General features: G+C 68.6%; 14 protein-coding genes. 8 read left to right on the top strand and 6 right to left on the bottom strand.

The features are described 5' to 3' along the window. The first annotated feature begins 45 nt into the window (after positions 1 to 45). Positions 46 to 552 (top strand): TadE/TadG family type IV pilus assembly protein, encoded by a 507-nt coding sequence (locus tag HMPREF2924_RS31855; RefSeq protein ID WP_003120840.1) that lies wholly within the window; start codon positions 46 to 48, stop codon positions 550 to 552. A 9-nt stretch (positions 553 to 561) separates the two neighbouring features. Continuing rightward, complete coding sequence (gene pprA / locus HMPREF2924_RS31850; protein WP_004364273.1) at positions 562 to 3,330, top strand: two-component system sensor histidine kinase PprA; 2,769 nt, start codon at positions 562 to 564, stop codon at positions 3,328 to 3,330. A gap of 68 nt (positions 3,331 to 3,398) precedes the next feature. Here pprA and HMPREF2924_RS31845 read toward each other — a convergent pair whose 3' ends face one another. Together HMPREF2924_RS31845 and HMPREF2924_RS36130 are read right to left on the bottom strand one after the other, a co-directional pair. Beyond that, on the bottom strand, positions 3,399 to 4,868 hold the full coding sequence (locus tag HMPREF2924_RS31845; protein WP_003093821.1) for an inorganic phosphate transporter: 1,470 nt from the start codon (positions 4,866 to 4,868) through the stop codon (positions 3,399 to 3,401). A 143-nt stretch (positions 4,869 to 5,011) separates the two neighbouring features. Beyond that, entirely contained in the window at positions 5,012 to 5,263 is a 252-nt protein-coding gene (locus HMPREF2924_RS36130) for a hypothetical protein (protein ID WP_009315976.1), read from the bottom strand. Positions 5,264 to 5,696: 433 nt separating this feature from the next. On the opposite strand from HMPREF2924_RS36130, the gene HMPREF2924_RS31835 reads away from it, so the two are divergent. Beyond that, positions 5,697 to 7,313, top strand: a complete 1,617-nt coding sequence (locus HMPREF2924_RS31835; protein WP_003093807.1) for a methyl-accepting chemotaxis protein — start codon at positions 5,697 to 5,699, stop codon at positions 7,311 to 7,313. On the opposite strand, the gene chrA is transcribed toward HMPREF2924_RS31835, so the two are convergent. Both chrA and HMPREF2924_RS31825 read right to left on the bottom strand, forming a co-directional pair. Continuing rightward, positions 7,310 to 8,515, bottom strand: coding sequence for a chromate efflux transporter (gene chrA / locus HMPREF2924_RS31830; RefSeq protein ID WP_004364266.1), 1,206 nt, complete (start codon positions 8,513 to 8,515; stop codon positions 7,310 to 7,312). The two genes, HMPREF2924_RS31835 and chrA, sit on opposite strands and share 4 nt — an antisense overlap. Positions 8,516 to 8,569: 54 nt before the next feature. Beyond that, positions 8,570 to 9,373, bottom strand: a complete 804-nt coding sequence (locus HMPREF2924_RS31825; RefSeq protein WP_004364263.1) for an AraC family transcriptional regulator — start codon at positions 9,371 to 9,373, stop codon at positions 8,570 to 8,572. A gap of 99 nt (positions 9,374 to 9,472) precedes the next feature. Between HMPREF2924_RS31825 and HMPREF2924_RS31820 the strand changes: the two genes are divergently transcribed. The 5 genes from HMPREF2924_RS31820 (at position 9,473) to recD (ending at position 20,611) form a co-directional block, all read left to right on the top strand. Beyond that, the gene (locus HMPREF2924_RS31820) at positions 9,473 to 10,363 is read left to right on the top strand and encodes a DMT family transporter (RefSeq protein WP_004364262.1); all 891 of its coding nucleotides are present in this window, start codon (positions 9,473 to 9,475) and stop codon (positions 10,361 to 10,363) included. 112 nt (positions 10,364 to 10,475) lie between these two features. After that, positions 10,476 to 11,159, top strand: coding sequence for a lipoate--protein ligase family protein (locus HMPREF2924_RS31815; protein ID WP_003123255.1), 684 nt, complete (start codon positions 10,476 to 10,478; stop codon positions 11,157 to 11,159). 40 nt (positions 11,160 to 11,199) lie between these two features. Next, on the top strand, positions 11,200 to 14,715 hold the full coding sequence (recC, locus tag HMPREF2924_RS31810) for an exodeoxyribonuclease V subunit gamma (protein ID WP_004364257.1): 3,516 nt from the start codon (positions 11,200 to 11,202) through the stop codon (positions 14,713 to 14,715). Further along, positions 14,712 to 18,449: an exodeoxyribonuclease V subunit beta gene (gene recB / locus HMPREF2924_RS31805; protein ID WP_070700858.1), complete on the top strand. Its 3,738-nt coding sequence runs from the start codon at positions 14,712 to 14,714 to the stop codon at positions 18,447 to 18,449. The genes recC and recB overlap by 4 nt, the downstream gene beginning before the upstream one ends. Continuing rightward, positions 18,446 to 20,611 carry an exodeoxyribonuclease V subunit alpha gene (recD, locus tag HMPREF2924_RS31800; protein WP_003134579.1) on the top strand — a complete coding sequence of 722 codons (2,166 nt, stop codon included), beginning with the start codon at positions 18,446 to 18,448 and terminating at the stop codon, positions 20,609 to 20,611. The genes recB and recD overlap by 4 nt, the downstream gene beginning before the upstream one ends. Positions 20,612 to 20,632: 21 nt before the next feature. On the opposite strand, the gene HMPREF2924_RS31795 is transcribed toward recD, so the two are convergent. Together HMPREF2924_RS31795 and HMPREF2924_RS31790 are read right to left on the bottom strand one after the other, a co-directional pair. Then, positions 20,633 to 24,268, bottom strand: a complete 3,636-nt coding sequence (locus HMPREF2924_RS31795) for an AAA family ATPase (RefSeq protein WP_003134578.1) — start codon at positions 24,266 to 24,268, stop codon at positions 20,633 to 20,635. Positions 24,269 to 24,276: 8 nt separating this feature from the next. Further along, positions 24,277 to 25,506, bottom strand: a complete 1,230-nt coding sequence (locus tag HMPREF2924_RS31790) for an exonuclease SbcCD subunit D C-terminal domain-containing protein (RefSeq protein WP_003110105.1) — start codon at positions 25,504 to 25,506, stop codon at positions 24,277 to 24,279. Positions 25,507 to 25,668 lie beyond the last annotated feature (162 nt).

Genomic DNA, 25,668 nt, shown 5'->3' with positions numbered 1-25,668 from the left:
TTCGACATCTGGATTAATACCTTTTCAGTAACGTTGGCGGAGCGAATGACGACTAGTATTAAGGATGCGGATCGGGGATGTCAGCTCATGCTCGGAAAAGCTTCCCGGCGACGCCAGCACGGCGCCGTCGCCATCGAATTCACAGCGATCTTCCTGCTGTTTTTCGCGCTGGTCTACGGCCTGATCAGCTACAGCATTCCTTTGCTCATGTTGCAGTCGTTCAACGATGCCGCTGCCGTGGGGGCTCGTGCGGCGATCGCTGTCGATCCCTCCGATGCGGGCTACGAGAGCCTCGCCGAAGCCCGTGCCAGGGACGAGTTGCTCGCACGCCTGGACTGGATGCCGGCGGCCTGGCGAGCGAACCTCCAGCCTTGTGCCGGTAACGGCCAGTACGCCGACTACGTCAGCGCCACGTCGCGGATCGAGGTCTGCGTGCAGTACCCGTACGGCGATCCGGGCAAGGCGATCATCCCCGTGCTGAGCTTCCCCGGCATCGGCGCGATTCCCAACCTGCCGCAGACGCTGAAGGCGAGTGCCAACCTGTTGCTGTGAGGTGGTCGCATGTTCGAATTTTCCCGCTCGTCGTCCGCCGAGGCCGAGAGGCCGGAACCCTTTTCGCAGGAAGGCCCCTCCCTCTGGAGCGCTTCGCTGAGGAGTTGGGACCTGTGTTTCGAGATGGACGAACAGGACCGCGTGATCCGGGTCGGTGGGCGGCAGGCGTATCGTCTGCAGTGTGTCCATGGGCGTGGCGAACAGCCGCGGCCTTTCGCCGAGTATCTGGAGCGGCGCGCCCCCGGTGCGCCGACGCTGGCCGGCCTGCGCCGGGGCGAACGTCTCGACCTGACGCTGCGCAGCGATGCCGCCGCGCCATTGACCTGTCGTTTCCAGCCGATGCAGCCGCTCGACGGCCTGGGACGCTCGCTGCTGCTGGGCATGGACATCTCCGACCTCAACTGGCAGTCCGACAGCCAGCAGCACCAGTTGCAGAGCCTGAGCCTGGGCAAGCTGATCCTTTCGCGTCTGCGCCATGTCTCCCACGGGCACCTGGCGGAGGCGGTCCAGGAGATTCTCGAATCGCTCTCCGGCGCGTTCCAGATGCAGGCTATCGCCCTGCTGCTGGGCGACGGCAAGGGTTTCTGCACGGTCTTCGCCAGTCATGTGCGGCCTGGCAGCGACAGTTTGCTGCGACCGACCCTGCAACTCGCCGACGACGACCTGCGCGAAGGGGCGGGCGCGCGCTTGCTACGCCGTGGCGAAGGCGCCTCGACGCTGCTCCGGCAGATCGGCGAGGACGCGCTCTACCTGGTGCCGGCGGCGATGCGCGGTGGCCGCCTGGGGGCATTGCTGGTGCGGCCGATGTCGCTGGAGCAGCTCGCCCAGGGGCCCGCGCCGCAGGACTGGCAATACCTCGCGGAACTGCTGGCGAACCAGGTGGCGGACCGCTGCGAACTCCACGAGCAGCACGACAGTTCGCGCAAGCTGGGGCTGTTGCAGGAGATGATCGGCGGCGGCTGGTGGCGTTACTGGGCGGAGCAGGAACTCTTCGAACTGGCGCCGGCCTTGCACGACAGCCTGGGGTTGACCGGCGAGTATCGTCGGGTGCCGCTGGAACACCTGCAGGGCCTGCTGCAACCGGCGGACGCCGACGAACTCGGCCTGCGCCTGCGTGCCAGCCTGCGCAGCGGCCAGGCGTTGGCCCAGGACCTTTGCCTGCGTCAGCCGGATAGCCGCGGCGAGCGCCGCTGGCTGCGCATCGAGGGCCGGCCGCTGGGGCGCGGCAGCGCGCTGGGGCTGTCCGGCGTGCTGCTCGACATCAGCGAAGGCCGGCGCCAGGAGGAACGGGTACAGGCGGCCCACGCGCGGCTGCGCAGCCTGATCGACAGCGCGCCGGTGGTGATCTACGTCCAGCGGGTCGAGCAGGGGCACCTGGTGCCGGAGTTCTACAGCGAAAGCGCGAGCAACCTGCTCGGCCTCGACCTGCAGGGACAGAGTTGGCAGGCGCTCGCCGAACGGGTGCATCCGGATGATCTGGAGGCCTTTTTCGCCCGTGGCCGCGAGTTGCTTCGCGAGGGCCGGGTGAAGACCCGCTATCGCCTCGCCGATGGCCAGGGCAACTGGCACTGGCTCTACGACGAAGCCAAGCTGCTGCGCGATGCCCAGGGCCTGCCCAGCGAGGCGGTGGGCCTGTGGCTGGACGTGACCGAGCAGCACCTGGCGGCACAGCGTATCGCCGAGAGCGAGGAACGCTACCGGGTCCTGGTGGAGGATTCGCCGGCGCTGATCTGTCGCTATACCGCCGACCTGGTGCTGACCTACGTGAACCGGACCTTCGCCGATAGCCTCGCGACCAGCCCGGAGCGCCTGGTCGGTCGCCGGCTCGACGAGTGGCTGGCGGCGGAAGACGCCAGCGCCTTGCGCGCGCGTCTGCTGGGCTCGCCGCGGGAGGGCGCCAGCGAGGTGCCAGAGCTGCGCTTCAACCTGCCGGGGCAACGTTTTCTCTGGCTGGTGTGGGCCGAGCGGCCGTTGTTCGACGCCCGTGGCGAATTGTGCGAGGTACAGGCGGTGGGGCGTGACAACACGCCGGTGCGCCGGGCCCAGCAGCAACTGGCGCAAGGCGCCAAGATGGCCAGCCTGGGGGAGATGGTCAGCGGCCTCGCCCACGAGGTGAAGCAGCCGCTGCACGTGCTGCGCATGACCCTGTTCAACATGCGCCAGCGGATGAACAGCGTCGGCCTCGACGGCGACTACCTGGGCGAGAAACTGGAGCGCATGGATGCCCAGGTCCTGCGCGTCGACCGCCTGGTCAGCCACCTCGGCGTGTTCAGCCGCAAGTCGGCGCTGGAGGCGCTGCCGTTCGACCCCTATACCGCCTTCGAAGGCGCCCTGGGCCTGCTCGGCGAGGGGCTGCGTCAGCACGCCATCGAGGTGGAGTGCCCGGCGCCGACGCAGCGGATGGTGGTGCGAGGGCAGGCGGACCAGCTGGAACAGGTGATCATCAACCTGCTCGCCAACGCCCGCGATGCCCTGCTCGGCAATCCCGGCCTGGCCAGCCGGCGCGTTCGTCTGGAGCAGGTGGCCTGCCGCGAACCGGGCTGGGTCGAATTGCACGTGCACGACAACGGCGGCGGGATCGAACCGCTCCTGCTGGAGCGGATATTCGAACCCTTCTTCACCACCAAGGCGGAGGGCAAGGGTACCGGCCTGGGTCTCTCGGTCAGCCACGATCTGGTGCGCAACATGGGCGGTAGCCTGACGGCCGCCAACCAGGGGGAGGGTGCGTTGTTCGTGGTTCGCTTGCCGCTGGCGGCGCCCGCCGAGGCGGGCGGATGACGTCGGTGGGAGCGCGGCAAAAAAACGCCTGCGGACAAGCAGGCGTTTTTTTCAACCGGCGAGGCGGCTCAGATGAATTGCGAGGCTAGCCAGAACAGGCCGGCGGACAGCGCCATCGAAGTCGGCAGGGTGAGCACCCAGGCCATCAGGATGTTGCGCACGGTGCCGCCGTGCAGGCCGCTCTTGTTCGCCACCATGGTCCCGGCCACGCCGGAGGACAGTACATGGGTGGTGGACACCGGCAGGCTGTAGATGTTGGCCATGCCGATGGCGGCGGCGGCGGTGATCTGCGCGCTCATGCCCTGGGCGTAGGTCATGCCCTGCTTGCCGATCTTCTCGCCGACGGTGAGCACTACGCGCTTCCAGCCGACCATGGTGCCGATGCCGAGAGCCAGGGCCACCGCGATGATGACCCAGAACGGCGCGTATTCGGTGGTCGCGGTCAGGTCCTTGCGTAGCTTCTCGAGGTCGGCCTTCTCCCGCGCCGGCAGGTCGGACAGCTTGCCGACCTTCTTCGCGGTGTCGTCCAGGCACAGCAGGTAGCGACGCACCTGCACGCGCTCGTCGGCGTCCAGGTCGTTGTAGCTGGGCACGCCGCGCAGGTCGCGGAGCAGCGCGTTGATGGTCGGCTCGGTCTGTTTCGGATCGCAGCGGTAGAACTGCGGCATCTCGCTGCCATTGCTCTTGCCCAGGGCCAGCATGTCGCCGAGGGTATCGGTATGGCGCTGGTAGAACTGGCTGAGGTGCAGGGCGGCGTCGCGGGTGCGCTCGATCTGGTAGGTGGTGCTGTTCAGGTCGAGGACGAACTTGGCCGGGACGATGCCGATCAGTACCAGCATGATCAGGCCGATACCCTTCTGGCCGTCGTTGGAGCCATGGACGAAGCTCACCGCCATGGCGGAAAGCACCAGCACCAGGCGGTTCCAGAACGGCGGGTGCTTCTTCTCGTCGAGTTCGCGACGGGTTTCCGGGGTCTTGTGCATCTTCGACAGCGGACGCCACCACTTCAGTCCGAGCAGGACCAGCGCGGCGACCATGAAGCCGGCCAGCGGCGAGAAGATCAGCGACAGGCCGATGTCGATCGCCTTCTGCCAGTTGATCCCTTCGGCCAGCGGCACGTCGGTGATCAGCGCATTGGCCAGGCCGACGCCGAGGATCGAGCCGATCAGGGTGTGCGAGCTGGAGGCCGGGATGCCGAAGTACCAGGTGCCGAGGTTCCAGGCGATGGCGGCGGCGAGCAGGGAGAAGACCATCGCCAGGCCATGGCCGGTGTTCACGTTGATCAGCAGTTCCACCGGCAGCAGGTGAACGATGGCGTAGGCTACGCCGACACCGCCGAGCAGCACGCCGAGGAAGTTGAACACACCGGAGAGCATCACCGCCCGGTAGGGGGACATCGCTTTGGTGTAGATGACGGTGGCCACCGCGTTGGCAGTGTCGTGGAAGCCGTTGATGAACTCGAAGGTGAGGACGAAGGCCAGGGCCAGCACCAGGCTGATACCCACCCAGGCATCGAGCCCGCTGAAAAGATCGAACATGTGAGAAACCGGTCAGAGACGGGGCGGCGATTATGCCAGATGCGTTTTTATCCGTCTGGAACTCCGGAAGGTTGCCATTGTCGCGGGCAACGCCCCGTCGCATCGGGCTTTGCGGGAAAAACGAAACAGATTGAAACGCTTCGTTATCCGTCGCTCTCCTGTCGGTTGGAGGTAAATGGAATGGGGTTCGCTGCTTCCTGCCCGGCCTTGAGACGCTCTTCTTCGATCTTCTGCAGTTCTCTGTCGAACGCCTGATCCTGAACGGTTGGGCGCTTGCGCCAGGGCTTGCGGTCGGGTTCCGGCTGGGCGGCATAAAGCGTCACTTCGCCGCCGTACACGTCCTTGTAACGCTGTTCCTCGCGCGCCAGCGCGGCACGCAATTCGTCTTTCGTCACGGGTGGTCCTGAGTCCAAAAAGAGCGGGCCCGATAGCGACCAGGCTGGGCGGAAGCGGGGTCCGGCCAGCGCCGGTTGGGAGTCTAGTCGACCGCTACCGGCTGTAAATGGGCGCGGAATTATAACGTGGGCTCCGGGCTTGTCATACGGTGTCGGCCGACGGACGGCAGGACGGAAGTTCTTCGAGCGACCCCTGGAAATGCGGCGAAGTCCCCATGGATCAAGGCCTGGCCGACGCGTCCGGGGCGTTCTCCGCCTTTCGTCGCGGCCTGCGCTAGTCGAATGCCAGCCATTGGCCATACCACTAAGGAACGATGGCGGCGCTTCCGGGGGCGGGCTACAAACCGGACTACAAGTCAAATAAAGAAGCCCCGCCGTCGCCCGTCCGACCCCAGGGTCATGACGCAACGCCCCGGAGGCCGGAGATTTACTCATGCAGCCCGCTCGTTCCCGCATCCTCTTCGTCTGCCTGTTGCAGAGCCTGGCCCTGGTTCTCCTGCTGGTCGGCGCCCGGCATGGCTGGCTGCCGCTGTACCTGGCCCTGCCGCTCGGCGTGGCGCTGCTCTGGTTGCCCTGGCTGCTTCCCGGCAACCGCACGGCGGTGGCGACCGTCGGCGAGCCCGACATCGCCCGGCTGGCTCGCGACCTGTCCCATAACACCAGCCAGAACGCCTTGTCGGCCGCCGGCGTGGCGTTCTCGGTGAAGCGCCTGGCGGAGAAGCTGCAATCCCAGCTCGACGCCGCCGAACAGATCGTCGGCAGCGCCGAAGTGATGATCCACACCGAGCGCGCCACCTCCAATCTGGCGCGCCAGGCCATGGACGCCGCCACCCGGGCGCGCGCCGGCAGCGACGAGGGCCAGGTGCTGCTGGCCTCGACCATCGAGCGCATGCATCGGCTCAGCGAGCGGATGGGCGCCAGCCGCGAGGCGATCGAGGCGCTGAACCAGCGCAGCGAGGACATCCAGCGGGTCACCCTGGTGATCCAGGGCATCGCCAGCCAGACCAACCTGCTGGCCCTCAACGCGGCCATCGAGGCGGCCCGCGCCGGCGAGCACGGTCGCGGCTTCGCGGTGGTTGCCGAAGAGGTGCGCGGCCTGGCCGGACGTACCGCCGAGGCCACCGAGGAAGTCGGCCAGATGGTCGCCGAGATCCAGCGCCAGACCAGCGAGGTGGTCGAGCAGATCCGCCAGCTTTCCGAAGAGTTGGGCGAAGGGGTCGGCCAGGTCGAGCTGACCGGTCGGCAACTGGAAGGCATTGCCGAACTGGCGGCCGGGGTGGAGAGCCAGATTACCGAGATCGCCCAGGGCGCCGAGATCAACCGCAGCCAACTCGCCAGCCTGTTCGCCGCGGTCGAGCAAGTGCGCGGCGACCTCAGCGCCAGCGAGGAACAGACCCTGCGCCTCGGCGAAGCTGCCAGCCAGTTGGAGAACCAGGCCGAGGTGATCAGCGAGCGCCTCGCCGAGGTCAGCCTGGACGCCTACCACCAGTCGGTCTACGACCTCGCCCGGGAGGGCGCGGCGGCTATCGCCGCTCGCTTCGAGGAGGACGTGCGCAGCGGGCGCATCGACCTCGACGACCTGTTCGACCGCAGCTACCAGCCGTTGCCCAATACCCAGCCGACCAAGTACCGGACCCGCTTCGACAGCTACACCGACCAGGTCCTGCCGGGCATCCAGGAGCAGTTGCTGGAGCGCAACCGCAACCTGGTATTCGCCATCGCCTGTACTCCCGAAGGCTACGTGCCCACCCACAATCGCGCCTTCGCCCATCCGCCCAGCGGCGACCCGCAGACGGACGCGTTGCGCAGCCGCAGCAAGCGCCTGTTCAACGACCGCACCGGGATTCGCTGCGGCAGCCACCAGCAGCCGCTGTTGCTACAGACCTACACCCGTGACACCGGCGAGCTGATGCACGATCTTTCGGTGCCGATCTTCATCCACGGCAAGCACTGGGGCGGCCTGCGCCTCGGCTATCGGCCGGAGGGCGCGGAGCCGGGCAAGGCGGCCGCGCCGGCGGCGCAGGGGCTGAGCCTGGCCTTGAACGGCTAGCCGGCTGCGGCGATCAGGCCGCCGGCCACGGCGCAGGCGAGCACCACTTGCCAGGGCGGCGTCTTCCAGGCGAGCAGGGCCAGCAGGGCGAAGAGCAGCAGGGCGAAGTCGGCCGGGCGCAGGATGCCTTCGGTCCAGAGCGGCTGGTACAGCGCCGCCAGCAGTAGGCCGACCACCGCCGCGTTGACCCCGGCCAGCGTTGCCCGTACCCGCTGTTCGTGGCGCAGGCGTTCCCAGAATGGCAAGGCACCGGCGACCAGCAGGAACGACGGCAGGAAGATCGCCAGCAGGCACAGCAGCGCGCCGCTCCAGCCGTTCGGCGCCGGGCCCGAGGCTGCGCCGAGGAACGCGGCGAAGGTGAAGAGCGGGCCCGGTACCGCCTGGGCGGCCGCGTAGCCGGCGAGGAAGGTATCGCCGTCGACCCAGCCCTTGGGTACCACTTCCGCCTGCAGCAGCGGCAGCACCACATGGCCGCCGCCGAACACCAGCGAGCCGGCCCGGTAGAACGCATCGAACAGGCGCAGCCAGTGTTCCGGCCAGAGGCGCGCGGCCAGCGGCAGGCAGACCAGCAGCACGGCGAACAGGGCGAGGAGCAGCAGCGCGCCGCGGTAGCCAATGGCGATCGGCAGCCGCTCGTGGCCTTCCCCGGCTTCCGTTTTCAACAGGGCGAGGCCGGCCAGGCCGGCACCGGCGATCACCGCGACCTGGGCCCAGGCCGTGGGCCAGGCCAGCACGCTCGCGCAGGACAGCGCCATCAGCGCCAGGCGCGGGCGATCCGGACACAGGCTGCGGCCCATGCCCCAGATCGCCTGGGCCACCACCGCCACCGCCGCGATCTTCAGGCCATGCAGCACGCCCTCGGGCAACAGCGTGCCCCAGCGTCCCAGACCGAGAGCGAAGAGTACCAGCAGCAGCGCCGAGGGCAGGGTGAAACCGAGCCAGGCGGCGAGGGCGCCGGGGTAGCCGCAGCGGGCCAGGCCGAGGGCCATGCCGACCTGGCTGCTGGCGGGGCCGGGGAGGAACTGGCAGAGGGCGACCAGGTCGGCGTAGCTGCTTTCGCTCAGCCAGCCGCGGCGGCGGACGAATTCGTCGCGGAAATAGCCGAGGTGGGCGATGGGCCCGCCGAAGGCGCTGCAGCCCAGCTTGAGGAAGGCGAGGAACACCGCGAGGGCAGTGTCGGGATGGCGGCTGGCGGTTGGCATGCGAACTCCGGATGGCGGCTGCTGCGAGCATAGCCGCAACGCATGCACGGCGGGTTACAGCATCGGCATGTCCTGGGCGCGGCTGGCCAGGCGGTATTGTTCCGGCGTGGTGCCGGCCAGCCGGCGGAACATCGAGATGAACGCCGAGGGGCTGCTGTAGCCGAGGTCGAAGGCGATCTGCTGGATCCCCCTGCCGGCTTCCAGCGCCTCGATGGCCGCGAGGAAGCGCAGGCGTTGGCGCCATTCGCCGAAGGTCATGCCCAGTTCGCGCTGGCAGTGCCGGGCCAGGGTTCGCTCGGTGCTGTGCACCTGCTGCGCCCATTGCGCCAGCGAGCGGTTGTCGCCCGGCTCGGCCTGCAGCGCGTCAAGCACCTCGCGCAGCGCCGGGGTACGGCCGTAGGGCAGGTAGTCGTCGTGGGGCTGGGCGCATTCCAGCTGGTCCATGACGACCCGGGCCAGGCGCAGGTCCTGCGCCGAGGTCGGCAGGTTGACCCCGCGCTCGGCGAAGTCCGAGAGGATCGCCTTGAGGATCGCGCTGATCGCCAGGGTGCAGGGTGTCGCTGGCAGGCGTCGTGACAGCTCGGTGGAGAGGTACAGCGAGCGGTAGACGATGGCCTGGCTGTTGTAGCAGCTGTGCACCCGCTCCGGTGGTATCCATACCGCGTATTGCGGAGGCGAGAGGAAGCGCTGGCCGTCGATCTCCAGCTGCATCACGCCATGGGCTGCATAGTTGAGCTGGCCCCAGGCGTGGGTGTGCGGCGGCGAATGGGTGTCGGCGCCGAACTCGTCATAGCGGAAATAGACGTCGAAAGACTGCCCCTGGAGATCGGGAAGGCGCAGCAGGGTGGTGGTCGACATGTCCGAACCTACGGGTGGTTTGTCTGGAATTCATTATACGTCTGTATTCGGACTGGCTCAGAATGGCCGCATATTCCTTTTTCATAGTGCGGAACCCTCATGCAATACCTGTTTCCCCTGCTGGCCGTGTTCATCTGGGCCGGCAACACCGTCGTCAACAAGCTCGCCGTGGGGATCATCCAGCCCGCCGAGATCGGTTTCTTCCGCTGGCTGCTGGTCGGCCTGGCGCTGACGCCCTTCATGCTCGGCCCGGTGCTGCGCAACCGCCGCTACATCGTCGCCAACCTCGGCAAGTTCGTGGTCCTCGGCTTGCTCGGCATGGCCGTCTACCAGAGCCTGGCCTACTACGCGGCGGCGCTGACCAGCGCCACCAACATGGGCATCATCCTGTCGCTGATGCCCCTGATGTCGCTGGGCCTGGCCAGCAGCATCCTGGCCCACCGGCTGAACGCCGGGGCGCTGCTCGGCGCGCTGGTGTCGCTGGCCGGCGTGGTGCTGGTGATTTCCCAGGGCCATCTCGGCGCTTTGCTGGAGCATGGAGTGAACCTCGGCGACGCGATGATGATCGTCGCCACCCTGGCCTATGCGGTGTACAGCGTGCTGCTGAAGAAATGGAGCCTGAAGCTGCCGGCCATGCAACTGCTCTACCTGCAGGTGCTGGTGGCGATCCTCGCCCTGCTGCCGCTGTACCTGCTGTCGCCGCGCACCGGCCTGAACGCCGCCAACCTGCCGCTGGTGCTGTACGCCGCGCTGTTCGCCTCGATCGTCGCCGCGCTGGCCTGGATGCACGGTGTCGCCCGTCTCGGGCCGAGCCGGATGGCGCTGTTCTTCAACCTGCTGCCGATCATCACCGCCTGCATCGCCACCCTGGTGCTCGGCGAGCGCCTGACCGTCCATCACCTGGTCGGCGGCGCGCTGACCCTGGCCGGGGTCCTGCTGGCCGAGTTCTGGCAGCGCCGCCCGGCCCGTCTGCGCTCGGCAACCTGCTGATTTCCCGGCAACTTCCTCGCGATTACGGCGCACGGAGGCGCCGCCACTGGCTATCATAGGCAGCGCTCCCCGCGTGGGGGCCGAGCCGTGCCAGCCTGGAAGAGGAAGAATCGTGGTCGAAGTGTTTTCCGTGCAGGATGGGCTGGACGCCGAGCGCGCCCTGCTCGACGAGGTGTGTGGCGGTGCCCGCGAGCATGGCCTGTTGCTCTGGCAGCCCTGCGATCGGGCGCTGGTCATGCCGCGCCGGATGGAGCGCCTGGAAGGATTCGCGCCGGCCAGCGCAGCGGTCGCCGAACGCGGCTGGCCGGTGCTGCTGCGCGATACCGGCGGCGAGCCGGTGCCGCAATCGCCGGGCGTGCTGAACATCGCCCTGTCCTATGCGCTGGGGCCCGGCGACAACGAGCAGACCCGTATCGAAACTGCCTACCTGCGGCTGTGCCAGCCGATCTGCGACTGGCTCCGCGAGCGCGGCCTGGACGCCGGCGTGGGCGCCGTGGCCGGTTCGTTCTGCGACGGCCGCTACAATGTCACCCTGGATGGGCGCAAGCTCGCCGGGACCGCACAACGCTGGCGGCGCAACGGCGCCGGCCGGCCGGTGGTGCTGGCGCACGCGGCGCTGCTGGTCGGCGCCGAGCGCGAGGAGATGGTCGAGGTGGTCAACACCTTCACCCGCCGTTGCGCCAGTGCCCCGGATTGCCAGGCGGACAGCCATCTCGGCCTGAGCGAGCGCTGGAGCGATTTCCGCATGGCCGACAGCCTCGAACTGGAACGACGCTTCGTCGCCGCCCGACCCTGACCTCTTTCGCCAGAGCCTTGCGCCAGGAATAGCCGTACCGATGCCAGAACCCTTGGGAACCACCGCCCTCACGCCCGGATTCATGATCGTCCACGGCAATCGCCTGGACGACCTGCGCGACCTCGCCGTTTCCTGGATGCGCCGCTATCCGCTGGCGCCGCTGGAAAGCGAGCGGGTCCTGGTGCACAGCAACGGCATCGCCCAATGGTTGAAGCTGGCATTGGCCGAAGATCCCCGCGAGGACGGCGGCGGCGGTGGCGGCATCGCCGCGGCGCTGGAGGTGCAGTTGCCGGCGCAGTTCCTCTGGCAGGCCTATCGCGCGGTGCTGGGCCGCGAAAGCATTCCCGAGGTTTCCGAACTGGACAAGGCGCCGCTGACCTGGCGCCTGATGCGTCTGCTTCCCGGATTGCTGGAGCGTCCCGAGTTCCGCACCCTGCAACGTTTCCTCGCCGACGATGCCGACCTGCGCAAGCGTCATCAACTGGCCGAGCGCCTGGCCGACCTGTTCGACCAGTACCAGGTCTATCGCGGCGACTGGCTCGACGACTGGAGCCAGGGCCGCGACCAGTTGCGCACGGCGAACGGGCAGGCGCGCCCGCTCGGTGCCGACGAGCGCTGGCAGGCCGAATTGTGGCGCGCGCTGCTCGCCGACGTCGGTGCCGATAGCCTGGCCCGCAGCCGCTCCGGCGTGCACCGGCGCTTCATCGAGGCGCTGCGCGCCGCCAGCGCGGCGCCGCGCGCGTTGCCGCGACGAGTGGTGGTGTTCGGGATTTCCTCGATGCCGGCGCAGACCCTCGAGGCACTGGCCGCCCTGGCCAGGTTCAGCCAGGTGCTGCTCTGCGTGCACAACCCCTGTCGCCACCACTGGGCCGACATCGTCGCCGACAAGGACCTGTTGCGCCACGAGTACCGTCGCCAGCAGCGCCGCGCCGGCGTCCCCGCCGACCTCGACGAGGACCGCCAGCACCAGCATGCCCAGCCGTTGCTGGCGGCCTGGGGCAAGCAGGGCCGCGACTACATCAACCTGCTCGACAGCTACGACGACCCGGACAGCTATCGGAACCTGTTCGGCGAGGTCAACGGCGGGCGCATCGACCTGTTCAGCGAGGAGGCCCCGCACGGGCTGCTCGGCCAGTTGCAGGACGATATCCTCGAACTGCGCCCGTTGGCGGAAACCCGCGAGCACTGGCCGCCGGTGGCGCCGCGGAGCGACGCCTCGATCCGCTTCCATGTGGCCCACAGCGCGCAGCGCGAAGTGGAGATCCTCCACGACCAGTTGCTCGCCCGCTTCAACGCCGATCCGAGCCTGAAGCCGCGCGACGTGATCGTCATGGTCCCCGACATCAACGCCTACGCGCCGCACATCGAGGCGGTGTTCGGCCAGGTGCCGCGCGACGACCAGCGCTTCATTCCCTATACCCTGGCCGACCAGGGACAGCGCGGTCGCGAGCCGCTGCTGATCGCCCTGGAGCACCTGCTGAAACTGCCCGACAGCCGTTTCGCCGTGAGCGAGATCCTCGACCTGCTGGACGTCCCGGCATTGCGCCGGCGTTTCGGCGTCGACGAGGCCGACCTGGCGACCCTGCACCGCTGGATCGAAGGCGCCGGCGTGCGCTGGGGGCTGGATGCCGCGCAGCGCGAGCGTCTCGGCCTGCCAGCGGGACTGGAGGGCAACAGTTGGCGCTTCGGTCTGCGGCGCATGCTGCTCGGCTACGCGGTCGGCGAAGGCGCGGCCCTGCAAGGCATCCAGCCCTACGATGAGGTCGGTGGCCTGGACGCCGCCCTGGCAGGCCCGCTGGCTGTGCTGCTGGAGCGCCTCGAGGTGGCCTACGCGGAGCTGGCCGAACCGGCCACCCCGGCGCAGTGGGGCGAGCGCCTGCAGGCCCTGCTCACGGTGTTCTTCGAGGCCCACGACGAGCGCGATGAACTGCTCCTCACCCAGCTCCTGCAACTGCTCGAGCGCTGGCAGGAACACTGCGCCTGTGCGGCCTTCGCCGAGCCGCTGCCGATCAGCGTGATACGCGAGGCCTGGCTCGGCGGCCTGGACCAGGGCGGCCTGAACCAGCGCTTCCTGGCTGGCGCGGTGAGTTTCTGCACGTTGATGCCGATGCGCGCGATCCCGTTCCGGCTGGTCTGCCTGCTTGGCATGAACGATGGCGACTACCCCCGCCAGCAGTCGCCGCTGGATTTCGACCTGATGCGCAACGACTACCGCCCCGGCGACCGCTCGCGGCGCGAGGACGACCGCTACCTGCTGCTCGAGGCGCTGCTCTCGGCGCGCGAGCAGCTCTACGTGAGCTGGGTGGGGCGGAGTATCCGCGACAATGGCGAGCGGCCGCCCTCGGTGCTGATCGGCCAGTTGCGCGATCACCTGGCGGCCGGCTGGCGCCTGGATCCGGACGGCGACGGCGAGGCGCTGCTGCGTGCCCTGACCCAGGAGCATCCGCTGCAGCCGTTCAGCCGCCGGTATTTTCACGATGCGCCGGAGCAGGGCGTCGATGGCCTGTTCACCTACGCCCGCGAGTGGCGCGAGGTCCATCGCGAGGACGACATTGCCGTTCCCGACGCTGAAGCGCCACTGCCGCCGCTGGAGCTGGAGGGCGCGCTGGGGCTGCGAGCGCTGGCGGAGTTCCTCGCCAACCCGGTGAATGCGTTCTTCCAGCAGCGGCTCAAGGTGCGTTTCGACGACGAGCAATTGACCGGCAACGACGAAGAGCCTTTCGAACTGGACGCGCTGGACAACTGGAAGCTGCAATTCGAGCTGACCGAACGCATGAAGCGCTGGGTCGAGCGGGACTGGGATGCCGAGGGTCTGCCGGTGCAGTTGCAGGCCCAGGTCGAGCGACTGCGGCGACAGGGTCGCCTGCCGCTGGCGGCGTTCGGCGAGTTCTCCGCGCGCCATTTGCTGCAACCGCTGCCCGACCTGCTCTGGCGCTACCGCCAGGAAATCGAGCGCTGGCCGGAGGCGGTCGAGCAGCAGCAGGAGTTGCGCCATCGCCATCCGTCCGGGCTGGAGCTGGAGGACTGGCTCGGCGGCTTGCGTCGCGACGCTTCCGGGCGCCTGGCGCGCCTGCAGTTGCTCAGCGGCAAGCTCCATGAAGGGCGCGGCTTCAAGTGGCACAGCCTGGTGCGCCACTGGTTGCAGCACCTCGCCCTGCAACGTCTAGGCCAGCCGGTGAGCAGCGTGCTGGTGAGCCAGACCGGCACCCTGGAGATTCCGCCGTTGCCGAGCGAGCGTGCCAGCGAGTACCTCGACCAGTTGATCGACGCCTGGCGCCAGGGCATGCGCCAGCCGTTGCCGGTGGCCTGCCGGACCGCTTTCGCCTGGCTCGCCAGTGGTGGCGCCGCAGAGCCCGAGAAAGCCATGCGCGAGGCGCGCAAGCGCTACGAGGGAGGGTTCGGCATGGGGGGCGAGGTGGACGCCTCGCCGGCGCTGGCTCGGGTCTATCCGGACTTCGACCGGCTGCTCGCCAGCGGTGAGTTCGCGCACTGGGCCGAGCAGCTCTACGCGCCGCTGCTGGCTGCCCTGGGACGTGGCGCGGAGGAGCAGGCATGAGCCAGCAGCAGATGCCCGTGGCCCTCGATCCGCTGGACTTCCCGTTGCACGGCAGCCGCCTGATCGAGGCCAGCGCCGGTACCGGCAAGACGTTCACCATCGCCCTGCTATACGTACGCCTGGTCCTCGACCATGGCGGCGAGAACGCTTTCGGCCGGCCGCTGAGCCCGCCGGAAATCCTCGTGGTGACCTTCACCGATGCGGCGACCCAGGAACTCCGCGAGCGTATCCGCAGCCGCCTGGGCGAAGCGGCGCGTTGTTTCGCCGAGCCGCAGGAGCGCCACGACGGCCTGCTGGTCGCGTTGCGCCAGCAGTATCCCACCGAGCGCTGGCCGGGCTGCGCGCGCCTGCTGCGCCTGGCCGCGGAGTGGATGGACGAGGCCGCGGTATCGACCATCCACAGTTGGTGCTACCGGATGCTGCGCGAGCACGCCTTCGACAGCGGCAGCCTGTTCACCCAGAACCTGGAAACCGACCAGAGCGAATTGCTCGCCGAAGTGGTGCGGGACTACTGGCGGCGCAACTTCTACGGCCTGACGGCTCCGGCGGCGCAAGCCGTGGCCAGTTGCTACAGTGGGCCGGAGGCGCTGGGCAAGGCCTTGCAGCCGCTGCTGGCGCGGCAGGACGCCGACTTCCGCTACGCCGACCAGGCGCTGAGTGCGCCCGAGTCACTGGCAGCCTTGCTGGAGCAGGGCGGCGACTGGTATCGCCAGCTCGACCAACTGGACGCGCAGGCCCGCGCCGCCTGGCGCGCAGCGCGCGTCGAACTGGAAGCGCTGCTGCGCGACCTGCGTCCCTACCTGAACGGCAACAGCTATCGCGGCAAGGACAGCGACGAGACCTTCGACGCCTGGCTGCAAGCGTTGGCGGACTGGAGCGAGGGCGGCGAGCAGCCGGCCAACCTGGGCAAGTTCGGCCAGACCCGGATCAAGCTCACCGCCAAGCGCGTGGCGCCCGAGCATGCCGCGCTAAGGGCCATCGACGCCTGGGCCGCGCATCAGGAAGAGCGTCCCGATCTCGCTCCCCACCTGTTGTTGCACGCGTTGGGCGAAGTCGGGCGCGAACTGGAGGTCGAGAAGCAGCGGCGTGCCGAGATCGGCTTCGACGACCTGCTCAGCCGCCTCGACCGCGCCTTGCAGGGGCCTGGTGGCGAGCGCCTGGCGCAATTGATCCGCGAGCAGTTCCCGGTGGCGCTGATCGACGAGTTCCAGGATACCGACCCGGTGCAGTACCGGATCTTCGAGCGCATCTACCGGATCGCCGCCGATCCCGGCGAGCCCCAGGCGCGGGAAACCGGCCTGTTCATGATCGGCGACCCCAAGCAGGCGATCTACGCCTTCCGCGGTGCCGACATCCATACCTACCTGCGCGCCCGCGAGGCCACTCGCGGGCGGCATTACACCCTCGGCAAGAACTTCCGCTCGACCGCCGCCATGGTGGCGGCCGCCAACCGCTGCTTCGCCTTCGCCGAAGAGCATCCGCGCGGCGCCTTCCGTTTCGCCCGCGAGGGGCTGGAAAACCCGGTGCCGTTCCATGCGGTGGACGCCCAGGGGCGCGCCGAACGTTTGTTGATCGACGGTGCCGAGGCGCCAGCGATGACGTTCTGGAACCTTGACGCCGAAGCCGGCGTGCTCGGCTCCGCGGCGTATCGCCAGGAAATGGCCGAGCGCAGCGCCAGCGCCATCCGCCGCTGGCTGAGCCTGGCCGACCTGGGCCGCGCCGGCTTCGCCGACGAGCAGGGCGGCTGGCGTGCGTTGCGCCCGGCGGATATCGCCATCCTCGTCCGCGGTCGCGCCGAGGCCGAGGCGATCCGTAGCGCGTTGGCGGCGCGGCGTCTGGCCAGCGTCTACCTGTCCGACCGCGACTCGGTGTTCGACAGCCAGGAGGCCGCCGACCTGCTGCATTGGCTGCGCGCCTGCGCCGACCCCGGCGCCGATGCGCTGCTGCGGGTCGCCCTGGCTACCCGCAGCCTGCACCTGGACTGGGCGACCCTGGAGCGATTGAACCAGGACGAACTGTTCTGGGAACGGATGGTCCTGCGCTTCCGCGACTATCGCCGGTCCTGGCAGGCCCAGGGCGTATTGCCGATGCTGCGGCGCCTGCTCGCCGACTTCGAACTGCCGGCGCGCCTGCTGCGGCACGCCGATGGCGAGCGCAGCCTGACCAACCTGCTGCACCTGGCCGAGTGGCTGCAGCGCGCGGCGGTGGAGCTGGACGGCGAGCACGCGCTGATCCGCCATCTGGCCGAGCAGGTGCAGAGTCCGGGGAGCGAAGAGATCCTCCGCCTGGAAAGCGACGCCGACCTGATCAAGGTGGTGACCATCCACAAGTCCAAGGGGCTGGAATACCCCTTGGTGCTGCTGCCCTTCATCTGCAGCTGGAGGGAGCTGGACGGCAACAGCGGCGCGCCGGCGAGTTTCCACGAGGATGGCGCTGCAGGGCGGGTCATCGAGCTGGCGCGGCGCAAGGAGCAGGCTGCGCGGGCCTACGAGCAGGCCAACGACGAGCGCCTCGGCGAAGACATGCGCCTGCTCTACGTGGCCCTGACCCGCGCCCGCCATTCGGTGTGGCTGGGCATCGCGCCGCTGGTGGCGAGCAACAGCAAGTCGCCGGAGTTGCACAAGGGGGCCCTGGGCTACCTGCTTGCCGGCGGCGCGACCATCGGCAGCGATGGCCTCGGACAATGCCTCGCCGCGCTGCGCGGCGAGTGCCGGGAGATCGTCGTCGAGCCGGCCCCCGAGGCGGACGCCGAACGCTATGTCGCAGGGCGCGGCCAGGGCCTTGGGCAGGCCCGCGAAACCCGCCGCAGCAGCCGCGAGAAGTGGTGGGGCGCCAGCTATTCCGGCCTGCAATTGCAGGCCTCCGCCGGGCTGGACGATGACGAGGCGTTGGAGAGCGACGAATCGCAGGAGCCGATCAGCGCCGAGGAAGCCACCTTCCACGAAGAAGGCCGTTCCGCCGAACAGCCGCCGGTCGCGCACGCCAGCGAGATGCGCGACGACCTGCATCGCTTCCCGCGCGGACCGGCTCCCGGCACCTTCCTCCACGGGCTGCTCGAATGGGCCGGCCGCGAAGGCTTCGATGTGGCGCGCGCCGATGCCCAGCGGCGCCGCGAACTGGTCGCGCGACGCTGCGACCTGCGGGGCTGGAAGGACTGGGCCGAACCGCTCGATCTGTGGCTGGAACAGTATCTCGCCGAACCGCTGCGCTGGCCCGGTGGCGAAACCAGCCTGGCCGGGCTGGTCGCCTACCAGGTGGAAATGGAGTTCTGGTTCGCCACCCACCAGGTCCAGGCCGAGGCGATCGACGCCCTGGTCCGGCGCCATACCCTTGGCGGCGCGGCGCGTCCGACGCTGGCGCCGACCCTGCTGAACGGCATGTTCAAGGGCTTCGTCGACCTGGTCTTCGAGCACCAGGGGCGTTTCTACGTGGCCGACTACAAGTCCAACTGGCTGGGCGCCGACGATGGCGCCTACAGCCCGGAAGCGATGACCGCCGCGGTGCTGGAGAACCGTTATGACCTGCAGTACGTGTTGTACCTGCTGGCCCTGCACCGGCAGTTGAAGGCGCGCCTGCCCGACTACGACTACGACCGCCACATGGGCGGCGCCGTGTACCTGTTCCTCCGCGGCGCCCGCGCGGCGACCCAGGGCCTGCACTTCGAGCGCCCGCCGCGGGAACTGATCGAACGCCTGGACGCGCTGTTCAGCGGCCAGCCGGGAGCCGAGCGATGAATCCGACCCTCAAGCAACTGGCCGGCGAAGTCCGCGATGGCCGCGACGACCAGGTAGCGCAACCGCTGGCGGCACGCCACGACCTGCTGCGCCAGCTCGACCTGTGGGTGGCGCGTGGCTGGCTGCGGGCGCTGGACCGGGCGTTCGTCGCCTTCCTCGTCGAGTTGCAGCCGCAGGCCGATCCCCGGGTGCTGCTGGCGGCAGCGCTGACCAGCCACCAACTGGGCCACGGGCACGTCTGCCTGGACCTGGAGGCGACCCTCGGCGCGCCTGACGCGGCACTGTCGCTGCCGCCGGAAGGCGACGAAGGCCGCGATGTGCTGCTGCCGTCGCAACTGCTGCGTGGCGTGCGCCTCGACGCCTGGCGCGAGGCTCTGGCGGCGTCATCGCTGGTGGAGGTGGTCGACGAGCGCCCAGGCGATCCCGAGCCGAGCGAGACGGCGACCTCGCCGCTGGTGCTTTGCGCTCAGCGTCTCTACCTGCGTCGTTACTGGCGGCACGAGCTGGAGATCGCTCTGGCCCTGCGCGAGCGCCTGGGTCGGCAGGCGCCCCTGGCCGCAGACCTGGCGCCGCGCCTGGCCGCGCTGTTCGCGCAGGCGCCGACGGAAGACGGCCAGCGCGTCACCGACTGGCAGAAGCTGGCCTGTGCCCTGGCGGCCCGCGGCTATTTCAGCCTGATCACCGGCGGTCCCGGTACCGGCAAGACCACCACCGTGGTGCGCCTGCTCGGTCTGCTCCAGGCACCGGCGGTAGCCGCCGGCCAGCCGCTGCGCATCCGCCTCGCGGCACCCACCGGCAAGGCCGCGGCGCGTCTCTCCGAGTCCATCGGCCAGCAGGTCCGGGCCCTGCCGCTGGCGGAAGACGTGTTGCAGGCGATCCCCGCCGAGGTCACTACCCTGCACCGTCTGCTCGGCAGCCGTCCGGATACCCGGCACTTCCGCCACCACCGGGACAACCCTTTGGCGCTGGACGTGCTGGTGGTGGACGAGGCCTCGATGATCGACCTGGAAATGATGGCCAGCCTGCTCGATGCGCTACCGCCGCAGGCGCGCCTGATCCTGCTCGGCGACAAGGACCAGTTGGCCTCGGTAGAGGCCGGCGCGGTGCTCGGCGATCTCTGCCGGGATGCCGAGGAGGGCTGGTACAGCGCCGAGACCCGCGCCTGGTTGCAGCGGGTCAGCGGCGAAACCTGGCAGGGCTTGCGCGAAGGTTCGGCGCAGGCGCATCCGCTGGCGCAACAGACCGTCATGCTGCGGCATTCCCGGCGCTTCGGCGCGAGCAGCGGGATCGGGCGCCTGGCGCGGTTGGTCAACCGGCAACAGGCCGGCGACGCGCGCGCGCTGCTGGACAGTCCGCCCGCCGACCTCTTCGACCTGCGCCTGCGCGGGGAGCGCGATGCAGCCTTCGCCCGGCTGTTCGTCGACGGTCATCCGCAGGCGCCGGGCACGCCGTACGGCTACCGGCACTACCTGCAACGCCTGGCCGAGGGCCGCCCGGCCGCCGGACTGGCGCTGGAGGATGGTGCCTGGGAGCGCTGGGCGCAGTCGGTACTGACGGCTTTCGACGCCTTCCGCCTGCTCTGCGCGCTGCGCCGCGGCCCATGGGGCGTGGAAGGACTGAACCAGCGGGTGGCGGCGGAACTGCTGCGCCTTGGCCTGATCGAGGCCGATCACGGCTGGTACGAGGGGCGGCCGGTACTGGTGACGCGCAACGACTACAGCCTGGGGCTGATGAACGGCGATATCGGCATCGCCCTGCGCCTGCCCGAGCGCAACGACGACGGCAGCCTGCGCTTCGCGCTGCGCGTGGCCTTCCCGCGCAACGACGGTAGCGGCGGCGTGCGCTTCGTCCTGCCGAGCCGCCTGGTCGAGGTGGACACCGTGTTCGCCATGACCGTGCACAAGTCGCAGGGTTCGGAGTTCGCCCATACCGCGCTGGTCCTGCCGGACGCGCTGAACCCGGTGCTGACCAAGGAGCTGGTGTACACCGGTATCACCCGCGCCCGCGACTGGTTCAGCCTGGTGGAAAGCCTGCCCGGGGTGTTCGAGGAAGCAGTGCGGCGCAAGGTGCGCCGGCTCAGCGGGCTGATGCTGCATCTGCGGCCGGAAAGGGAAGAGCAGCCGCCGCATGCTCCGGGTGAACAGACCGAGCTGCCGTTCTGACGTGCCGCCTGGGCGGTCGGCTCAGCCGACCACCTTCAGGCTGCTCATGCCGTTGCCCTCGCGCTGGACCCGCACCTGGACCGGGATCCGTTCGTGCATTTCCTGGACGTGGGAAATCACCGCCACCTTGCGCCCCTGGGCCTGCAGGTTGTCCAGGGCATCCATCGCCAGTTGCAGGGATTCCGGGTCGAGGCTGCCGAAGCCTTCGTCGATGAACAGCGACTCGATGCGCAGCTTGCTCGATGCCATCGAGGCCAGGCCGAGCGCCAGGGCCAGGGAAATCAGGAAGGTCTCGCCGCCGGAGAGCGAATACACCGAGCGCAGTTCGTCGCCCATCTCGGTGTCCACCACCAGCAGGCCCAGTTCGCTGCCGCCGCGCTGCAGGCGGTAGCGCCGCGCCAACTGGCGCAACTGCACGTTGCTGTGCTGCACCAGCAGGTCGAGGTTGTAGCCCTGGGCGATGCGGCGGAACTTGTCGCCGCTGGACGAACCGATCAGTTCGTTCAGGCGGCCCCATCTACGGAACTCGGCGCGGGCTCGCTCCAGCTCGGCAAGCAGCGCCTGGCTCTGCTCGCGGCGCTGGTTGTCGGCCTGCAACTGGCTGTAGGTATCCAGGTAGGCCTGTTCGCTGGTGGCCAGGCGTTCGCGCTGTTGCCGCAGGTTGTCTTCCAGCGCCTCGCGGTCGGTTTCCGGCCGCTGCCGGCGATGCTGGAGCAGTTGCGCCTGGCGCTCTGCTTCCAGTGTCTGCTGGCGGGTGATCTCCTCTTGCAGTCGCTGCAATTGCTCCCGCCATTGCGTCGCCTGTTCCTCGGAAAGGCCGAGCAGGGCGTCGAGGCGGCTGTCGTCGAGGTTGTCCTGGCGTTCGCGCCAGGCCTGCCAGTCGGCCTGAAGGCGCTGGAACTCCTCCTGTTGGCGCTGCCGTTGCTGCTGCAGGTGTTCCAGGGCTTCGGCGAGTCGCAGTTGTTCCTCGCGCAGCGAATCCAGGGGCGCCTGGAGCGTCTCGACGGCGCTCTGCGCCGCTTGCGCGGCGTGCTCCAGCGATAGCTGCCAGTCCTGGGCGCAGGCGTGCTGGCCCAGGTGAGCGCCGAGGCGTCCGTTCAGCTCGGCGAGTTCCGCCTGGGCCCTTTCCTCTGCCTGGCGGGCTTCGTTGCGTTGCTCGTCGCTTTGCTTCAGTTGCCAGCTCGATTCATCGCAGCGCTGCTTGAGCTCCTGCAGACGCTGTTCGACCTGCTGAAGCCGCGCCTGTTGCTGCCGGCGTTGCTCGATGGACTCGCCGAGGGCCTGGAAAGTCCGCAGCGGATCTGCCTGCCAGCGCTGCCAGTGCTCGTCGGAGAGCAATGGACGCAATTGCTGGCTGTCCTCCTCGACCTGCTGCTGCAAATGTTCGTAGCGCTGCCGTTGTTCCGTCAGCGCCTGCTGGCGCTGTTGCAGGATCGTCTCGGCGGCCCGCAGTTCCTGCTGCAATTGCTGGGTCTGGCGCTGGCGGGCGATCAGCCGGTCGAAGTCTCGTTGGCACTGCTGGCGCTGCCCAGCCAGTTCGTCCAAGCGTTGTGCCAGCCACTCCAACTGCGCGGATGGCTGCAGGAGTCGCAGTTCTTCCGGCAGCGTCCATTGGTCCAGTTGCCGATCGAGCGCGGCCAGTTGGCCGGTCAGTTCCTGCTGCTCCTGGCGACGCTGGTTGAGTCTTTCCCGCTGGCTGGAATAGCCCTCGCGCAGACCGACCAGGGTCTGTCGCAGCCGCTCGAGGGCCTGCTCGGCGCGGACCTGCTCCTGGTCGTCGTGTTCACCGAGGGCGGCGAGCAGTTGCTCGGACTGGTGATAGGGATGCTCCTGGCTGCCGCAGACCGGACAGGCCTCGCCGTCCACCAGGCCGGCGCGCAGTTGCTCGACGCTGGCGCTGCGGGCCAGACGCTGGCGCTGGAGCAACTCGCGGGTGACCTGCAGGGCCTGCTCCGCCGCCTTCACCTGCTCGGCGCATTGGCTGCCTTGTCGTTTCAGGTCGAGCAATGCCTGCTCCTGCTCGACCATACGCTGGTCGAGTTCGCCCAGGCGTCGAGCCAGGCCGGTGCGTTGGTCGAGGGCCTGTTGCCATTCCTTGTGGAGCGCTTGTTGTCGTTCCAGGCTATCGGTCTGCCGGCGCAATTCGTCCAGGCGTGCCGCCAGGTCGTCCGGCTCGCTGCCATGGAGGGCGGTCCATTGCGCCTGCAAGCGTTCGAGCGGTTCCCCGGCCTGGGCCAGGGATTTTTCCAGCTCGGGGAGCTGCGCCTGGCTTTCGAGCGCGCGCTGGCGACGTTGCACGAAGGCGGCGAGCTGGCCCTGGTGGGTCGCCCAGGCGTCGCCGAGCGCGGCGAGAGCCTGGTTGTCGCGCAATGCCGCCTGCAGTTGCGCCTGTTCCGCGACATGGCGCTGCTGCTCCATATCCAGTTGCCGAGCGGCGTCGCTTTGCTGGGCGTGGCGCTGGTTCGATTGCCGATGGAGTTCCTGTCGCTCGGCCAGCGTTCGCTCCAGGCGCCTGGCCTCGCTCTCCAGCTGGAAAGCCTCGCGCAACGGCGCCTGGGCCTGACGCAGATGGTTGTCGGCCTGGGCCTGGCGCTCGCGCGCCTCCTGCACGCGGGCCTGCAATCCTTGCAAGCGCTCGGCGCCCGCGGCTTGCTGCTCGGTGCGCTGCCGCTGCTGCTGCTCGGAGTGCCGGAGTTCCTGCTCGAGTTGCTTCAGGCGTTCGATCAGTCCGCGAACCGGAGCCAGGCGCTCCAGCCATTGCAGGGTTTCCCGCTCCGTAGCCAGGGCGTCCCAGGCCTGCCTGGCCTCGGCCAGTTGGCCTTGTGCGTGCTCGCAGGATTGCAGCAGCCGCTGCTCCTCGGTGAACCATTGTTGCTGGCCTTCCAGGTGCTGCAGGGCCTGTTGCTCCTGGAGACGCGCCTGGGCGTGGGATTCCAGCGCCGCCTCGAGCCCGGCCCGGGCCTGCTCGGCCAGGGGCAGGCTGCCTTCCAGGCGTTGCTCGAGTTGCTTGCGCTGCTCGTCGGCCTGGCTGGCGCGCTGATAGGCGGCTTTGCTCAATTGGCTGTACAGGCCGGTGTCGGTGAGTTTCTCCAGCAATGCGCCGCGGTCGTTGTCGCTGGCCTTGAGGAAGGCGCTGAATTCGCTCTGGGCCAGCAGCACGGCGCGAGTGAACTGGGCGAAATTGAGGCCGAGCTTCTGCTCCAGCTGTTCGCGGAACTCGCTCTTCTTGTTCGCTGCCAGCATTTGCTGGGTCTCCAGGTCCTGGAGGCTCTGCTGGCTCTTTTGCAAGGCGCCGTCCGCCTTGTCCCGGGAGCGCCGGGTTTCCCAGCGGGCGCGATAGCGGTGGCCGTCGATGCCGACGAAATCCACTTCGGCGTAGCCGCTGGCGCAACCGCGGCGCAGCAGGTTGCGTTCGTCGTTGCTGGACAGCTCGTTCCGGCCATCGGGAACCTTGCTGCTGGCCGAAGTGCTTTCCAGCCGCGGCGTGCTGCCGAACAGGGCCAGGCACAGGGCGTCCAGCACGGTGCTCTTGCCGGCGCCGGTCGGGCCGGTGATGGCGAACAGGCCGGCGCTGGACAGCGGTTCGCGGGTGAAGTCGATTTCCTGCTCGCCAGCGAGGGAGGCAAGGTTCTTCAGGCGGATGGCGAGAATCTTCATGGAGCGGCTTATTTCCCCGGGGGGGCTTCGGTGGCCAGTTCGACGCTTTGCAGCAGGCTGGCGAAGTCATCCAGCGCCTGCGCGTCCGGGCCGGAGCCATAGGCGCTTTCCCAGGCGCGGCTGAACAGTTCCTGGGGGTTGAGTTGGTCGAGCCCAAGCAGCGGCGCCTGTTCTTCGTCGCGGCGCTGGTATTCGCTGGCGATGCGCACCAGGCGACAAGCCTTGCCCTGCAAGGCGCTCTCGACCTGCTGGCGCAGGTCTGGTTGCGGCTGATCCAGCATGACGCGGACTTCCAGCCAGGGCCGCTGTTCGTTCAGCAGGTCGGCCTCGGCCAGTTCGCCGATTCGATCGAGCACCTCGCCAAGAGGCGCGGGGCCGATGCGCAACAGTTCCACCGCGCGTGGCACCGGGAGACTCTGTACATCCTTCAGGCGCTCACCTTCCAGGGTGACGAGGAGGACCTGGTGGCGATAGTTCACTTCGGCGAAGGACAGCGGCAGCGGCGAGCCGCTATAGCGAATGCGCTCCTGTCCGGCGACTTTCTGTGGCTTGTGCAGATGACCGAGGGCTACGTAGGCGATCTGCTCCGGAAACAGGCTGGCGGGCAGCGCTTCGACGTTGCCGATGATCAGGTTTCGCTCGGAGTCTTCGGAAACCGAGCCGCCGGCCATGTGTGCGTGGCTGACGGCGACCAGTGCCTGTCCCGGCGTGCGACGGGCTTGCGCGGCGGCAACCAGGCGTTCGTGCACCTGGCGGATACCGGCCAGGTAATCGTCGCCGAGCCCGCCTCCGGTGACTTCGGCGGGACGCAGGAAGGGCAGGGCCAGGCACCAGGCGGCGACCTGGCCATCCGCGTCGTGCAGGGGCAGCAGCAGGCGATCGCTATCGAGGCTTTCGTCTATCCAGCCGATCCGGCCAATGGCATGGGCGTTCAGTCGTTTCATCAGCGGAGCGGGCAGTTCGATGCGCGCGCCGGAGTCGTGGTTGCCTGCGATCATCACGATCTCCAGCCGCGGCAGCCGCCGATGGGCGCTGACGATGAAGTCGTAGAGGCGCTCCTGGGCTTTGAGCGGTGGATTGATCGTGTCGAAGATATCGCCCGCGATCAGCAGGACATCGGCGCGCTGCTCTTCCAGCTGGCGCAGCAGCCAGTCGAGGAAGCGCGCGTGTTCATGATCGCGGTCCTGGCCGTGCAGGGTCTGACCCAGGTGCCAGTCGGAGGTATGTATGAGGCGCATGGAACACTCGTCGAAAGCGGCGGAGCCGTGGCTCGCATTCCTTATATGAGGCAACAGAAGGAGAGGGCGGGGCAAGCCAGCCTATAAAGGAGGAATGGAGCGTCCTCTGGGCTTCCTGACCTTTGGGTTAAAAAGTTTCAAATAAGTGTTGACGCCAGTTTC

The organism is Pseudomonas sp. HMSC063H08 (assembly GCF_001813645.1).
GTDB lineage: Bacteria > Pseudomonadota > Gammaproteobacteria > Pseudomonadales > Pseudomonadaceae > Pseudomonas > Pseudomonas aeruginosa.
The sequence above is the reverse complement of the archived record's forward strand: the minus strand, read 5'-3'. Positions and strand labels throughout refer to the sequence as shown.